The sequence below is a fragment of the Streptomyces sp. NBC_01317 genome (assembly GCF_035961655.1).
Taxonomy (GTDB): Bacteria; Actinomycetota; Actinomycetes; order Streptomycetales; family Streptomycetaceae; genus Streptomyces.
This window is the reverse complement of sequence record NZ_CP108393.1, coordinates 2,807,979-2,821,805: the sequence shown is the minus strand read 5'-3', so window position 1 is coordinate 2,821,805 and position 13,827 is coordinate 2,807,979. Positions and strand designations below refer to the sequence as shown.

The 13,827-nt window shown below is 70.5% G+C and carries 11 protein-coding genes, 1 pseudogene and 1 riboswitch; of the genes and pseudogenes, 6 read left to right on the top strand and 6 right to left on the bottom strand.

Going from position 1 to position 13,827, the window contains the following annotated elements:
• Positions 1 to 449 precede the first annotated feature (449 nt).
• The 3 genes from OG349_RS11795 (at position 450) to def (ending at position 3,716) form a co-directional block, all read left to right on the top strand.
• Complete coding sequence (locus tag OG349_RS11795) at positions 450 to 1,799, top strand: HD-GYP domain-containing protein (protein WP_442806235.1); 1,350 nt, start codon at positions 450 to 452, stop codon at positions 1,797 to 1,799.
• Between the two features lie 105 nt (positions 1,800 to 1,904).
• On the top strand, positions 1,905 to 2,909 hold the full coding sequence (locus OG349_RS11790; RefSeq protein WP_327238540.1) for a tetratricopeptide repeat protein: 1,005 nt from the start codon (positions 1,905 to 1,907) through the stop codon (positions 2,907 to 2,909).
• A 150-nt stretch (positions 2,910 to 3,059) separates the two neighbouring features.
• Positions 3,060 to 3,716 (top strand): peptide deformylase, encoded by a 657-nt coding sequence (def, locus tag OG349_RS11785; protein ID WP_327234565.1) that lies wholly within the window; start codon positions 3,060 to 3,062, stop codon positions 3,714 to 3,716.
• Here def and OG349_RS11780 read toward each other — a convergent pair.
• The gene (locus OG349_RS11780) at positions 3,692 to 4,765 is read right to left on the bottom strand and encodes a GlxA family transcriptional regulator (RefSeq protein WP_327234564.1); all 1,074 of its coding nucleotides are present in this window, start codon (positions 4,763 to 4,765) and stop codon (positions 3,692 to 3,694) included. The genes def and OG349_RS11780 overlap by 25 nt on opposite strands.
• Positions 4,766 to 4,846: 81 nt before the next feature.
• Here OG349_RS11780 and OG349_RS11775 point away from each other — a divergent pair, with 81 nt between their 5' ends.
• The gene (locus OG349_RS11775; RefSeq protein WP_327234563.1) at positions 4,847 to 5,056 is read left to right on the top strand and encodes a hypothetical protein; all 210 of its coding nucleotides are present in this window, start codon (positions 4,847 to 4,849) and stop codon (positions 5,054 to 5,056) included.
• Here OG349_RS11775 and OG349_RS11770 read toward each other — a convergent pair.
• Both OG349_RS11770 and OG349_RS11765 read right to left on the bottom strand, forming a co-directional pair.
• Positions 5,053 to 6,081, bottom strand: a complete 1,029-nt coding sequence (locus tag OG349_RS11770) for a ribonucleotide-diphosphate reductase subunit beta (protein ID WP_327234562.1) — start codon at positions 6,079 to 6,081, stop codon at positions 5,053 to 5,055. The genes OG349_RS11775 and OG349_RS11770 overlap by 4 nt on opposite strands.
• Positions 6,081 to 8,528 carry a ribonucleoside-diphosphate reductase subunit alpha gene (locus tag OG349_RS11765; RefSeq protein ID WP_327234561.1) on the bottom strand — a complete coding sequence of 816 codons (2,448 nt, stop codon included), beginning with the start codon at positions 8,526 to 8,528 and terminating at the stop codon, positions 6,081 to 6,083. The genes OG349_RS11770 and OG349_RS11765 overlap by 1 nt, the downstream gene beginning before the upstream one ends.
• A gap of 145 nt (positions 8,529 to 8,673) precedes the next feature.
• Positions 8,674 to 8,806: riboswitch (cobalamin riboswitch) on the bottom strand.
• A gap of 140 nt (positions 8,807 to 8,946) precedes the next feature.
• On the opposite strand from OG349_RS11765, the pseudogene OG349_RS11760 reads away from it, so the two are divergent.
• Positions 8,947 to 9,293 (top strand): annotated as a pseudogene (locus OG349_RS11760) (Uma2 family endonuclease); the annotation flags it as partial.
• 60 nt (positions 9,294 to 9,353) lie between these two features.
• Here OG349_RS11760 and mctP read toward each other — a convergent pair.
• From mctP to OG349_RS11745, 3 genes are all read right to left on the bottom strand, one after another.
• The gene (mctP, locus tag OG349_RS11755) at positions 9,354 to 10,988 is read right to left on the bottom strand and encodes a monocarboxylate uptake permease MctP (protein ID WP_327234560.1); all 1,635 of its coding nucleotides are present in this window, start codon (positions 10,986 to 10,988) and stop codon (positions 9,354 to 9,356) included.
• Entirely contained in the window at positions 10,985 to 11,278 is a 294-nt protein-coding gene (locus OG349_RS11750) for a DUF3311 domain-containing protein (RefSeq protein WP_327234559.1), read from the bottom strand. Before OG349_RS11750 ends, mctP begins: the two co-directional genes overlap by 4 nt.
• A gap of 124 nt (positions 11,279 to 11,402) precedes the next feature.
• On the bottom strand, positions 11,403 to 12,167 hold the full coding sequence (locus OG349_RS11745) for a GntR family transcriptional regulator (protein ID WP_327238539.1): 765 nt from the start codon (positions 12,165 to 12,167) through the stop codon (positions 11,403 to 11,405).
• 281 nt (positions 12,168 to 12,448) lie between these two features.
• On the opposite strand from OG349_RS11745, the gene OG349_RS11740 reads away from it, so the two are divergent.
• A complete protein-coding gene (locus OG349_RS11740) occupies positions 12,449 to 13,735 on the top strand; it encodes an extracellular solute-binding protein (RefSeq protein WP_327234558.1) in 1,287 nt (428 codons plus the stop codon).
• Positions 13,736 to 13,827 lie beyond the last annotated feature (92 nt).

The window sequence follows — 13,827 nt, the reverse complement described above, 5'->3', positions numbered from 1 at the left end:
GTCGGACCCGGTCGGCCGGACGGGGCGGGCTCCGGGTCGGGTGTGCGGGGCGGCCCGTCCCCGGGACACAGCCGCTCGGGCGCGGAGCCCCCGGCCGCCGCCGGTCCGGCACTTGCCCCGGCTTCGGCACAACCGTCCCCGTCCGCCCCCGGCGCGGAGACCCCAGCCCTGCCCGCTCCCGCGCGGCGAATGCCCGCCCCCGACAGGCGCCTCCCGTCGCCGGACCGGCGGGCTTCCGCCGACGCCCCACCCGGGCCGGGCGGGGTCGCTCAGCGGTCCGTGCCGCCCGAGGAGCGTCCTCCGGCCCCGGCCCGGCAGGTGCCCGCCGACGCCCAGCTTCCCGTCACACCCCCCGCCCCCGAACCCGGTGGGCCCCACACCGCCCGTCGCAGCCTCCCGCCCGTCCCCCGTACCCCCGTCTCCCGGCGTGTGCCCCCCAGGGGCCGCAAGTGAGCGCGGGCGCGGTCCCGACGACGCCGCTCGCGGGCGGGGCGCGGCCCGCGTTCGCCGTTGTCGGGGTGTACGGCGCCGCCGCGCTCCTCACCGGGGCCGCGCTCGGTGCGACGCTCTGGCGGGGGCTCGCCGAGCCCCGTACCGCCCTCGCCTTCGGCCTGCTCGTCGTCGTCGGCGAGCTGGCCCGCTGGGGCGCACTCCCCGGTGAACGGGAGCCCGCGCCCCTCGGGGCCGCCGGTGCGCTCGCGTACGCCCTCCTCGGCGAGAACGCCGGCCAGCGCACCACCCACGGCGTCCTCCAGACCCTCGCCGTCGTGGTCGCGGCCACCCTCGCCGGCTCCGTACCGCACATCGCCAAGGGCCGCGGCCCCGCGCTCGACCACCTGGTCCGCCGCGTCCTGACCGTCGCCTTCGCCGCCGTGTGCTTTCAGCCGCTGTACCACGCGGGATACACGTCCGGTTACCTCGCCGGCGGGGCCGACGGGCTCGCGGAGCGCTTCGGCAAAGGCCCCTTCTACGCCGTCACCCTCCTGCTCCTCCTCGTCCTCACCGCCCTCTGCGACGCCGTCCTCGCCGCCGTGCTGCTCCGCGCCCGCACCCGCCACCCCTTCGGCCCCCTCCTCCGCGACGAGCTGCGCGCCCTCCTCCACATCGGGTCCGCCGTCTGTGCCACCGGCGCCGTCATCGCCCTCGGGGTCGCCGTCGCGGGACTCTGGGCGCTGCCCGTGTTCTGCGTACCCCTGCTGCTGACCCAGCTGTCCTACCGGCGGTACGCCGCCGTGCGGACCACGTACCGCCAGACCATCGCCTCCCTCGCCCGTGCCACCGAGATCGCCGGCTACACCCCCCACGGCCACGCCCGCAGAGTCGCGGAGCTGAGCCGCGCCGTCGGCCGCGAACTGGGCCTCTCAGGACCGGAGCTGACCGTCCTCGAATACGCGGCCCTCATGCACGACATCGGACAGCTCTCCCTCGTCGATCCCGTCCCCGAGGGCGCCACCGCCTTCCTCCCGCCCGCCGAGCAGCGCCGTATCGCCCTGCTCGGCGGCGCGGTCGTCCGCCAGACCGGCGTGCCCGCCGCCGTCGCCGTCGTCGTGGAGCGCCAGGCCGATCCGTACCGCGAACAACCCCTCTCCGCCAGGATCGTCCGCACCGTCAATGCGTACGACGACCTCACCGGGGAATGTGCCAGTGCGAGTGGGTCGCCCGGCGGACCGCTCGGCGGATCGCTCGGCGCACTGGAGCGGCTGCGGCTCGGGACGGGGCACGACTACCAGCCCGAGGTCGTGGAATCCCTGGCACGCGTGCTGTCCCGCGGCGGCCCGGCCCCCGGCAGGGCCGGGTAACCCATGGGTAATGAGCGGGCGTGGGACCGGGCATGGTTGGATGCGAAGAAGAGGAAGAAGAGGGTGTCCGGGGGCACAGACCCGAGCGACCGGCAGGCGGGAATCGTGAGGATCTTCGGGAAGGTACGGCATCGGCCCTCCGCCTCGTGGCGGCAGGCCACCGACCGCGCGTTCACGCTGATCGGTGACGGCCGGTACGAGGACGCGGGCGCGCTGCTCACCCGTGCGGCGGACCTGGAGCCCTGGCTCTCGGAGTCGTGGTTCAACCTGGCGCTGCTGCACAAGTTCCGCCACGACTGGGAGCAGGCGCGCGCCGCCGGGCTGCGCGCCGTCGCGCTGCTCGACAAGGAAACCGGCGCCCCCGACTGGTGGAACGTCGGCATCGCCGCCACCGCCCTCCAGGACTGGCCGCTGGCCCGCCGCGCCTGGCAGGCGTACGGGCTGAAGGTGCCCGGCAATCCGCACAGCGTCGAGGCCAACGGCGAACCCCAGGGCATGGAGCTGGGCAGCGCCGCCGTCCGGCTCTCGCCGGAGGGCGAGGCGGAGGTCGTCTGGGGCCGCAGGCTCGACCCGGCCCGCATCGAGCTGCTCTCGATCCCGCTGCCGTCGTCAGGACGCCGCTGGGGCGAGGTCGTGCTCCACGACGGCGTGCCGCACGGCGAGCGCACGACGGCCGCCGGGCCGGACGGCAACACCCGCGCGTACCCCGTGTTCGACGAGATCGAGCTGTGGGCGCCGTCGCCCGTACCGACGTGGGTGGTGCTGCTGGAGGCGGCCACCGAGGAGGACCGGGACGCGCTGGAGCGCCTCGCGGCCGACGCGGGTTTCGCGGCCGAGGACTGGTCGTCGTCCGTCCGGCTGCTGTGCCGGGCCTGCTCGGAGAGCCGGATGCCGAGCGCGGAGGGCGACGGGGAGCACCTGGACCCGCACGACCACAGCGAGCCGGGGCACCCGGGTCCGCTGGGGCACCGTACGGCCGGCGAGCTGTGGGTGCCGGAGCGCGAGTGCGGGATCGCGGCGCCGCAGGGACTGGTGCGGGGGCTGCTGGACGGGTGGGTCGCGGACAGTCCGGACACCCGGGAGTGGCGCGATCTCGAAGAGGTCTGCTGAGATACGCCTTCGCCGAGCGGACGGACGGAGAAGCCGCCGACCGGATCCGGCCGACGGCTGACCGCCACCGAGCGCTGCCCTTAGGCTGTACGGGCACATCGTGCCGATCGTGCGGGCAGCATCGGGAACCGAGGAAGGCGTACTGCGGACATGGCGCAGCAGGAGACGGACCAGCGGATCGACAGTGGCACCACCGTGGCGGGGACGGCGGACGGGTTCGCCGACGACACGGAGGGCGCCGCGGAGCGTGAGCTGGCACACCGCGAGCGCGGCACGTCCCGCCCGATCACCGTCGTCGGGAATCCGGTGCTCCACAGGGAGTGCCGGGACGTCACGGAGTTCGACGACTCCCTCGCCGCGCTGATCGACGACATGTTCGCCAGCCAGCACACGGCGGAGGGGGTCGGCCTCGCCGCCAACCAGATCGGCGTGGACCTCAAGGTCTTCGTGTACGACTGCCCGGACGACGACGGCAAGCGCCACGTCGGGGCGATCTGCAACCCGGTGCTGGAGGAACTGCCGCCCGAGGAGCGCCACTTGGACGACTCCAACGAGGGCTGCCTGTCGGTCCCGACGGCGTACGCGGCCCTGCCCCGCCCCGACTACGCGGTGGTACGGGGCCAGGACGCCCAGGGTAACCCGGTCAAGGTGGCGGGCACCGGCTACTTCGCGCGCTGCCTCCAGCACGAGACGGATCATCTGTACGGGTACCTGTACATCGACCGGCTGTCGAAGCGGGACCGCAAGGACGCGCTCAAGCAGATGGAAGAGGGCACGCCGCGCTACGAGACGGTCCCGAACGCCTGAGACCGTGAGGCCGGGACGGGGGCGGGGGCCGGGACGGGGGTCGGGACGGGGGTCGGGACGGGGGTCGGGACGGGGGTCGGGACGGCGGTCGGGACGGGCGCAGGCCCTTGGAAGGTCCGCCGGTACGCGTTCGGCGTCGTCCCGAGGGTCCGCAGGAAGTGATGGCGGAGCCCCGCCGCGTTCCCGAACCCGGCGCGTCCCGCGACCCGGTCGACCGTCTCGTCCGTACCCTCCAGCAACTCCTGCGCCAGCAGCACCCGTTGGCGCAGGAGCCAGCGGTACGGAGTGGTCCCCGTCTCCTGCTGGAAGCGGCGGGCGAAGGTACGCGGTGACATGTGGGCCCGCTCGGCCAGTTGTTCCACGGTCATCTCGCGGTCCAGGTGGCGCTCCATCCACGACAGCACCTCCCCGACGGTGTCGCAGGCGACGGGCAGCGGCCGCTCGATGAACTGGGCCTGGCCGCCGTCGCGGTGGGGCGGGACGACCATGCGGCGGGCGAGCGCGTTGGCGATCTCCGGGCCGTGTTCCTGCCGTACGAGATACAGGCACGCGTCGATGCCGGCGGCCGTACCGGCGGACGTGATCACCGGGCCGTCCTCGACGTACAGCACGGCGGGCTCCACCCGCGCCTCGGGGAACCGCCGGGCGAGGTCGGTCGCGTGCCGCCAGTGCACGGTGCAGCGGCGCCCGTCGAGGAGGCCCGCGGCGCCGAGCAGATAGCCGCCGGTGCAGACGCTGAGCACCCGCGCCCCCCGGTCCACGGCACGCCGCAGCGCCGCCAGCAGCTCCTCGGGGAACTCGCGCTCGGCGTAGGCGTCTCCGGCGGGTACGGCGATGAGGTCGGCCTCCTCCAGCCGTTCGAGCCCGGCCAGCGAGCCGAGGGTGAATCCCGCGTGTGTACGCAGCACCGGCCCCTCCCCGGAGACCACCGCGAAGTCGTAGACGGGCAGCCCGTCGTCGCTGCGGTCGAGCCCGAACACCTCGCAGACGACGCCGAGTTCGAAGGGGTGGACTCCGTCGAGCAGGACGGCGGCGACGTTTTTCAGCATGGGCCCAGTGTGGCAGTAATTCGAGGTTCGATGACAGTCCTGCCACTGCCTTGTGTCGCACACATCCCCGACGCTGGATACATGGACACCTTCCTGGCGTTTACCGCCCTTACGGCCCTGTTCGTCCTCCTGGCCCTCCCGGCCCTGCTCTGGCTCCTCAAGGACCTCTCGATCGACCGCCAGTTGCGTCGCGCCCACCACGAGGAACCCGACCCGCCTGCCCGCGCGCCCCACCCCCGCCGCAGCGGAGGTGGGGCGCGCCCCGGGCGTACCACAGCAACAGCGGCCTAGAAGTCGTCGTCGAACGCGACCGACCCCTCCACCGCCACCTGGTACGCCGACGGGCGGCGTTCGAAGAAGTTGGTCAGTTCCTGGACGCCCTGGAGCTCCATGAAGGAGAACGGATTCTCCGAGCCGTACACCGGCGCGAAGCCCAGCCGCTGGAGCCGCTGGTCGGCGACGCACTGGAGGTACTCGCGCATCGACTCCGTGTTCATGCCCGGCAGGCCGTCGCCGCACAGGTCGCGGCCGAACTGCAACTCCGCCTCTACGGCCTCCTTCAGCATGTCCGTGACCTGCTGCTGGAGCGCGTCGTCGAACAGCTCCGGCTCCTCCTTGCGTACGGTGTCGACCACCTCGAAGGCGAAGTTCATGTGCATCGTCTCGTCCCGGAACACCCAGTTGGTGCCGGTGGCCAGGCCGTGCAGCAGACCGCGCGAGCGGAACCAGTACACGTACGCGAAGGCTCCGTAGAAGAACAGCCCCTCGATGCACGCCGCGAAGCAGATCAGGTTGAGCAGGAAGCGGCGGCGGTCCGCCTTCGTCTCCAGGCGGTCGATCTTCTCCACCGAGTCCATCCAGCGGAAGCAGAACTGCGCCTTCTCGCGGATCGACGGGATCTCCTCCACCGCGTCGAAGGCCGCCGCGCGGTCGTCCGGGTCGGGCAGATAGGTGTCGAGCAGCGTCAGGTAGAACTGGACGTGCACGGCCTCCTCGAAGAGCTGGCGGGACAGGTACAGCCGCGCCTCGGGGGAGTTGATGTGCTTGTAGAGCGTCAGCACCAGGTTGTTCGACACGATCGAGTCGCCCGTCGCGAAGAACGCGACGAGCCGGCCGATCATGTGCTGCTCGCCGGGGGAGAGCTTGGCGAGGTCGGCGACGTCGGAGTGGAGGTCGACCTCCTCCACCGACCAGGTGTTTTTGATCGCGTCGCGGTAGCGCTCGTAGAAGTCCGGGTAGCGCATGGGACGCAGGGTCAGCTCGAAGCCCGGGTCGAGCAGGTTCTTCTCGGCGGGGCTCTTCTCGGTGGAACTCATTACTGGCAGGCCTCGCAGGACTCGGGGTTCTCCAGGGAGCAGGCGATCGCGTCCGCGTCCGGGACCATCGGGTTCGCGGGGGCCGGGGACGCCTGCTGGAGCGGGATGGTGGCGGCGGTAGCGGCCGCGGTGGCCGGCGCCGGCACGGTGGCCGCCGCCTGGGCGCCGCCCGCCGCGCGGGCGATGCGCGTCGCGGGGCGCGAACGCAGGTAGTACGTGGTCTTGAGGCCCTTCTTCCAGGCGTACGCGTACATCGAGCTGAGCTTCCCGATGGTCGGCGTCTCCAGGAACAGGTTCAGCGACTGGCTCTGGTCGAGGAACGGCGTACGGGCCGCCGCCATGTCGATCAGACCGCGCTGCGGGATCTCCCACGCCGTGCGGTACAGCTCGCGCACCTCCGCCGGGATCCAGGTGAAGCCGGCCACCGAGCCGCTGGACTCGCGCAGCGCCTCGCGCGTCTGCGCGTCCCAGACGCCCAGGTCCTTGAGCTCCTGCACCAGGTACGAGTTGACCTGGAGGAACTCCCCCGACAGCGTCTCGCGCTTGAAGAGGTTGGAGACCTGCGGCTCGATGCACTCGTACACGCCCGCGATCGACGCGATGGTCGCCGTCGGCGCGATCGCGAGGAGCAGGGAGTTGCGCATGCCGCTCTTCGCGACGCGGGCGCGCAGCGCGTCCCAGCGCTCCGGCCAGTTCAGCTCGACGTCGTAGTGGTCGGGGTGCAGCACGCCGGCGGCGGTACGGGTCTCCGACCAGGCCGGGAGCGGCCCGTTGCGCTCGGCGAGCGCGCAGGACGCCTCGTACGCGGCGAGCATGATCCGCTCGGCGATCTTCGTGGAGAGCGCGGCCGCCTCGGCGGAGTCGAACGGCAGGCGCTTCTTGAAGAAGACGTCCTGGAGGCCCATCGCGCCCAGGCCCACCGGACGCCACTTGGCGTTGGAGCGGCCGGCCTGCTCGGTCGGGTAGAAGTTGATGTCCACGACCCGGTCGAGGAAGGTGACGGCCGTACGGACGGTCTCGTCCAGCCGCTCCCAGTCGATCTCGCCCGAATCGAGCACGAAGGCGCCGAGGTTGACCGAGCCGAGGTTGCAGACGGCCGTCTCGCCGTCGTCCGTGACCTCCAGGATCTCCGTGCAGAGGTTGGAGGAGTGGACGACCTTGCCGGGCAGGGCCGTCTGGTTGGCCGTACGGTTCGACGCGTCCTTGAAGGTCATCCAGCCGTTGCCGGTCTGGGCGAGGGTACGCATCATGCGGCCGTACAGCTCACGGGCCGGGATGGTCTTCCGCGCCAGGCCCGCGGCCTCCGCCTCGCGGTACGCGGCGTCGAACTCGTCGCCCCACAGGTCCACGAACTCCGGGACGTCGGCGGGGGAGAACAGCGACCACTCGCCGTCCGCGTCGACGCGGCGCATGAACTCGTCCGGGATCCAGTGGGCGAGGTTCAGGTTGTGCGTGCGGCGGGCTTCCTCACCGGTGTTGTCGCGCAGTTCCAGGAACTCCTCCAGGTCCGCGTGCCAGGTCTCCAGGTAGACACAGGCCGCGCCCTTGCGCCGGCCGCCCTGGTTGACCGCCGCGACCGAGGAGTCCAGGGTCCGCAGGAACGGGACGATGCCGTTCGAGTGCCCGTTCGTGCCGCGGATCAGTGAGCCGCGCGAGCGGATGCGGGAGTACGAGAGGCCGATGCCGCCCGCGTGCTTCGACAGGCGCGCCACCTGGTGGTAGCGGTCGTAGATCGAGTCCAGCTCGTCCAGCGGGGAGTCCAGCAGGTAGCAGGAGGACATCTGCGGGTGGCGCGTACCGGAGTTGAAGAGCGTCGGCGAGGACGGGAGGTAGTCCAGGCGGCTCATCAGGCGGTAGAGGGAGGCGACCTCGTCCAGCGCGCGGACGCTGGTGTCCTCGGCGAGACCGGCGCCGACGCGCAGCATGAAGTGCTGGGGGGTCTCGATGACCTTGCGGGTGAGGGGGTGGCGGAGCAGGTACCGGCTGAAGAGGGTACGGAGCCCGAAGTAGCCGAAGCGGTCGTCGGCGTCCGGGTCGATCAGCGCGTCCAGGAAGTCGGCGTGCAGCGCGACGAAGTCGGCCGTGCGGTCCGCGATCAGGCCCTCGCGGTGCCCCACCGCGACGGACGCGGAGAACGCCACGGCGCCCTGGCTCGCGGCCTCTTCGGCGATGGTACGGGTGAGCAGCCGGGCGGCGAGCCGGGAGTAGGCCGGGTCCTCGGAGATGAGCCCCGCGGCCGCCTCGGTGGCGAGCTCGCGCAGCTCGGCCTCGTCCGACCGGGCATTGCGGCCACGCAGCGCGGCGCCGGCGACGCGTCCTGGGTCGGTGTCGGGCAGATCGGCGGTCAGGTCGGTCAGGAGCCGCAGCAACGCGGTCCCGGGTCCGTCGGTCACCTGTGCGGAGACCTCGGAGATGCCTGAAGCCGGATCGGCTGGCGCGATGGTCACGTGGTGCTCTCCCTCGCTCGGCTCTGGGCCGTCGGCGGGGAAGCGGGGGCGCGCGGATCCGCCACTCACCCGTCTCCGGGCAGCACGAACCACGGCGTCTCCGGCCCAGCCTCGGGGCCCGGACGTCCTGGCACCCGGTTCGGTCGAGCCGGATGCGCTGCCGGCAGGTGTTCGGACTCACGGGTATGACAAAGCACACCACAGCAGACCGTTGCGGGACAGTTCCGGATTCCCACCGGATTCCCCTGCGTCGACAACGAGGTTGAGCATACATCTGGGGGGCGCACGGTGAAGCACCCCCTAGATGTTGTGTCGCGCCCCACTTCGCCCCATGGATGTCGGAGTCCTCCACTATGGTCCCGGAGACGAGGAGGCCGCCCTGTGACAGCACACGAGAACCGGTTGGCACCAGGTCGACAGGGCCGGGCGAGCTCGCCCGGACGGCACCCTCGCCCCCGCCGACGCCTTCACCGGCCAAGGCGAATGGGCCGACCCCGCCCCCGTCCTGATGGCCGTCGAAGTCACCTCGTACGACTCGGAACCGACGAGCGGGACCGCGTGCAGAAGCCGCGTGCCTACGCGGAGACCGGGATCCCGGTCTATCTGCTGATCGACCGGGACAGTTGCGAGGTGACGGTCTACAGCGAGCCGAACGCCACCCGCTACGAAATCGCGCACACGGTGCCGTTCGGCAAGGACGTCAGCCTCCCCGACCCCGTGGGGATCACCCTGGAGACCGAGCAGCTCAAGGAATGGGTGCGCTGACGACGGACGGGCCGCCGGAGTTCCGGCGGCCCGTCCTGGATGCTGCTTTCGTACGGCCCGTCAGCGCACGGGGTCCGGGTCCGCCGGGGTCAGTGGCAGATCCTTCTTCACGCCCGGGTCGCCGATGTCCGCCGTGTAGTCCGACGGGCTCGTCTCGTCCACGCCCTCCGGGGCCTTGGCGGCCTTGAAGACGAAGGTCAGGACCACGCTCACCACCAGGTTCAGCACAAACGCCGTCAGGCCGATGTAGCCGATCTCGCCGATGCCGGGGATCTCCTTCGAGGAGCCGCCGAAGTGCGCCTGCGTCGGGCTCGCGACGCCGTACGCCGCAATCGTGCCGTACAGCATGCCCACCGCCCATCCCGTGAGCAGCGCCCAGCGGTGGAACCAGCGGGTGAACAGGCCGCCGACCAGGGCCGGCATCGTCTGGAGGATCCAGATTCCGCCCAGCAGCTGGAAGTTGATCGCGACCGTCTTGTCCATCGTCAGGACGAAGGCCAGCGCCCCCACCTTCACCAGCAGCGACACCAGCTTGGAGACCTTCGTCTCCTGCGCGGGGGTCGCGTCCGGTTTGATGAAGTCCTTGTAGATGTTGCGGGTGAACAGATTCGCCGCCGCGATCGACATGATCGCGGCCGGCACCAGCGCCCCGATGCCGATCGCCGCGAAGGCGACCCCCGCGAACCAGTCGGGGAACATGTTCTCGAAGAGCTGCGGGATCGCCAGCTGCCCGTTGTCGACCTTCACCCCGGCCGCGATCGCCATGAAGCCGAGCAGCGCCAGCAGGCCCAGCATCAGTGAATACAGCGGCAGGATCGTGGTGTTGCGCCGGATCACCTCACGGCTGCGGCTGGAGAGCGTCGCCGTGACCGAGTGCGGATACATGAAGAGCGCGAGCGCCGAGCCGAGCGCGAGCGTCGCGTAACCCCACTGCTGGGCCTCGCCCGGCGCGAGCGCGCCGCGTGGCGCCCCGGTCGCCGGGTTCTTCTGCGCGAACGCGTCGCCCGCCTTCGCGAAGATGTCGTCGAATCCGCCCAGTTTGACCGGGATGTAGATGATGGCCACGATGATCACCAGATAGATCAGGGTGTCCTTCACGAACGCGATCAGCGCGGGCGCCCGCAGCCCCGACGAGTACGTGTACGCGGCGAGCACGGCGAACGCGATCAGCAGCGGCAGGTCCTTCACGAACCAGTTCGTGTCCTCGCCGCCGCCGACGCCCATCACGTCCAGCACCGCCTGGATCCCCACCAGTTGCAGCGCGATGTACGGCATGGTCGCGAGGATGCCGGTCACGGCGACCGCCAGCGAAAGACCCTTCGAGCCGAACCGGCCTCTGACGAAGTCCGAGGTGGTCACATACCCGTGCTTGTGCGACACCGACCAGAGCCGGGGCAGGAAGGTGAAGATGAGCGGATAGACGAGGATTGTGTACGGCACCGCGAAGAAGCCCGCCGCGCCCGCCGCGTAGATCGCCGCCGGCACGGCCACGAAGGTGTACGCCGTGTAGAGGTCGCCGCCGAGCAGGAACCAGGTGACCCACGTGCCGAACGACCGTCCGCCCAGGCCCCATTCGTCGAGACTCTGTTCGTTCTCCGCCCGGCGCCAGCGCGCCGCGAGGAAGCCCATGACCGTGACGGCCAGGAAGAAGAAGATGAAGACGCCGAGCGCGACGCCGTTCACACCGTCGTTCATCGCGACGCACCTCCCGCGCGGGATCCCGTACGGGCGCGCTGGTCACGCCGCCACAGCTGGAAGGCGATCATCGTCAGCACGGCCGACACGACGACCCAGAGCATCTGGTACCAGTAGAAGAACGGGATGCCGATGAACGCCGGATCGGTCCGCGCGTACGAACTCACCCAGAGCAGCGCCACGAAGGGCGCGACCAGGCAGAAGGCGATGATCACACGTAAGGGTGTGACCGTGGGGGGAGGGTTCTCCTCGGGTGCTTCTGAAGGTGCTGCTGGCGGTGCTTCTGACATGCGCGGCTCCGTCCCCTCACTGCTCGCCGTTTCGCTGATCGCTTTCGCAACGCGCAGGAAATCTAGGGGACGGCCCCGTCCGTGGGAAGACCGCGACGGCCGTGGGAAGACCGCGACCGGTCGCTCAGTCGGTCGGCCTGCGCAGTCTCGCCACGAACTTGTAACGATCGCCCCGGTACACCGACCGCACCCACTCCACCGGTTCGCCGTTCCCGTCGATCGAGTGGCGCGACAGCATCAGCATCGGCAGCCCGACATCCGTGCCCAGCAGCCCGGCCTCCCGGGGGGTGGCGAGTGAGGTCTCGATCGTCTCCTCGGCCTCGGCGAGGCGCACGTCGTACACCTCCGCCAACGCCGTGTAGAGCGAGGTGTACTTGACGAGCGAGCGGCGCAGCGCGGGGAAGCGTTTCGCCGACAGGTGCGTGGTCTCGATCGCCATCGGCTCCCCGCTGGCGAGCCGCAGCCGTTCGATCCGCAGCACCCGCCCGCCTGCGGTGATGTCGAGCAGCCCGGCGAGCGTGTCGTCCGCGGTGACGTACCCGATGTCCAGCAACTGGGACGTGGGTTCCAGCCCTTGGGCCCTCATGTCCTCGGTGTACGAGGTGAGCTGGAGGGCCTGCGAGACCTTGGGCTTGGCCACGAACGTGCCCTTGCCCTGGATGCGTTCGAGCCGTCCCTCGACGACCAGTTCCTGGAGTGCCTGCCGAACTGTCGTTCTCGACGTGTCGAACTCCGCGGCGAGAGTACGCTCTGGCGGAACCGGTGTGCCGGGGGGCAGCGTCCCCGTCATATCGAGCAAGTGCCGCTTGAGACGGTAGTACTTGGGCACGCGCGCCGTGCGTACGGGAGCCGTACCCTCGGACTCCGTACCGCTCCCGTCCGTGGCCATGGCCTGCCTTCCCGACTGTGCTGCTGCCGTCACCGGCTCCTCCGTCTGTCGCGGCTCACATGGTGGCACGGACCGCTCACGGGTCGTCGCCCCTCCTCAGGTGTCGGTCCGATAACGGACGCGACTGTCCTTCTTATACACCCTTGACACCCCCAAAGGTCTAGGCCAAGCTCCCGGTACTGGTCTAAACCATTTAAGACCAAGCCCCCGACCCCACAGTCACTACTAGTCGTATGGCTTCGCGGTGGGCAGCAGTTGCAGGCATCCCTGAGGAGGGTGGCGTGAAGCGCAAGCTCGTCGCGGCGATAGGTGTCGCGGGCATGATGGTCAGCATCGCCGCATGTGGTTCGGACGACGACAAAGGTAGCGAAACCAAGGCCGGCGGCAGCAAGAACCTGACCGTCTGGGTCATGGACGGCTCCGCCCCCGACGCCTGGATCAAGGGTGTCAACAAGGAGTTCGAGGCGGCCCACAAGGGCGTCAAGGTCAAGGTCGAGATCCAGCAGTGGAACGGCATCCAGGAGAAGGTCACCACCGCCCTCTCCGAGGACACCCCGCCGGACGTTCTCGAACTCGGCAACACCCAGACCGCGGGCTACGCGGTCACCGGCGGTCTCGCGGACCTCACCGGTGACAAGGCGGCGCTCGGCTACGACGGCTGGAACAAGGGCATGCTGGCCTCCACCGAGCTGGACGGAAAGCTGTACTCCGCCCCTTGGTACGCCGCCAGCCGCGTCGTGATCTACGACAAGGCCATCTTCAAGAAGGCCAAGGTGACCCCGCCGACCACGCGTGACGAGTGGATCGCCGGCCTCAAGAAGATCCAGGCGTCGGACAAGAAGGTCCAGCCGATCTACCTGCCCGGCCAGAGCTGGTACGTGTACTCCGGCTTCGTCTGGGACGAGGGCAGCGACCTCGCGGTCAAGGACGGCGACCAGTGGAAGGGCAACCTGGCCTCCCCCGAGGCCACGGCCGCCATCAACTTCTACAAGGAACTCCAGTCGTTCTCCACCGCGCCCAAGGACAAGGACGAGGCGACCCCTCAGCAGTCCACCGACGTCGTGCCCAAGGGTGACGTCGCGTCCTGGATCGGTCTCGGCTGGGAGGCCGGCGGCGCGATCGACGCCCTCAAGAAGGCCGGCAAGACCGCCGACTTCGGCTACTTCCCGATCCCGGGCAAGACCGCCGACAAGCCGGGCTCCGTCTTCTTCGGCGGCTCCAACCTCGCGGTGGCCGAGCGCTCCCCGAACAAGGACCTCGCCAAGGAGTGGCTGGCCCTCGCCGCGGGCAAGGCCCAGATGGCCAAGTACGCGGAGGCCACCGGCGGCGCCCTGCTGCCGAACAACGACGCCTCGCAGTTCGCGCCCCCCGCGGCCTCGTTCGCCGAGGCCATGGCCAAGTCTGCGCCCGTCGGCAAGATCACCCCGGTCACCCCGGGCTGGGCGAACGTCGAGACCGCGCCGAACCCGATCAAGGACTTCATGACGAAGGTTCTGAACGGTGAGGACCCGAAGAAGGCCGGCGAAGCGGCCGACAAGGTCATCGACGAGCGCATCAACCAGCAGTAGTCGTCACCACCCGGTGGTGCGGGCGGTGTTCTGCACCGGCCGCGCCACCGGGTTCTGTTCGTGCACAGCGGCCCGCCGTCCGCGGGTCGCGC

Excerpts from the sequence above, each read along its gene's own strand:
- def (WP_327234565.1), top strand. The coding sequence starts at position 3,060 with ATGGCGCAGCAGGAGACGGACCAGCGGATCGACAGTGGCACCACCGTG.
- OG349_RS11770 (WP_327234562.1), bottom strand. The coding sequence starts at position 6,081 with ATGAGTTCCACCGAGAAGAGCCCCGCCGAGAAGAACCTGCTCGACCCG.
- OG349_RS11745 (WP_327238539.1), bottom strand. The coding sequence starts at position 12,167 with ATGGCCACGGACGGGAGCGGTACGGAGTCCGAGGGTACGGCTCCCGTA.
- OG349_RS11775 (WP_327234563.1), top strand. The coding sequence starts at position 4,847 with ATGGACACCTTCCTGGCGTTTACCGCCCTTACGGCCCTGTTCGTCCTC.
- mctP (WP_327234560.1), bottom strand. The coding sequence starts at position 10,988 with ATGAACGACGGTGTGAACGGCGTCGCGCTCGGCGTCTTCATCTTCTTC.
- OG349_RS11750 (WP_327234559.1), bottom strand. The coding sequence starts at position 11,278 with ATGTCAGAAGCACCGCCAGCAGCACCTTCAGAAGCACCCGAGGAGAAC.
- OG349_RS11780 (WP_327234564.1), bottom strand. The coding sequence starts at position 4,765 with ATGCTGAAAAACGTCGCCGCCGTCCTGCTCGACGGAGTCCACCCCTTC.